Source organism: Bowmanella yangjiangensis, assembly GCF_017255015.1.
Lineage (GTDB): Bacteria > Pseudomonadota > Gammaproteobacteria > Enterobacterales > Alteromonadaceae > Bowmanella > Bowmanella yangjiangensis.
Window position 1 is genome coordinate 1 of sequence record NZ_JAFKCS010000808.1, and the last position, 326, is coordinate 326.

Here is a 326-nt window from a genome sequence, read left to right on the forward strand (position 1 = left end):
CACCGATCAGGGTGTGGCGTGGGTCAATGAGGCTGATCAGCAGGTCTACCATCTGCCGCTGGCTCCTGCGCAAGGCGAGCCGCAGGCGCTGACGGCAAACGCCAGTTGCCGCTACGGCGACCTGTGCTTCGTGCCTGCCTGGCAGGCGCTGTTGGCGGTCGAGGAAAGTCATCAAGGCGATGCTGTAGTGCATCGACTGGTGCGCATCGGCCTCACCGGCAAGCGCGACGTGCTGGTGGAGGGCGCCGACTTCTACGCGGCGCCGGTGGCCGATGCCGATGGCCGGCGCCTGGCCTGGATCGAGTGGGACCGCCCCGACCAGCCCT

Annotated in this window: 1 pseudogene; it reads left to right on the top strand. The window is 68.1% G+C overall.

The features are described 5' to 3' along the window. Positions 1-326: pseudogene (locus J0A65_RS26780) on the top strand (hypothetical protein); the annotation flags it as partial.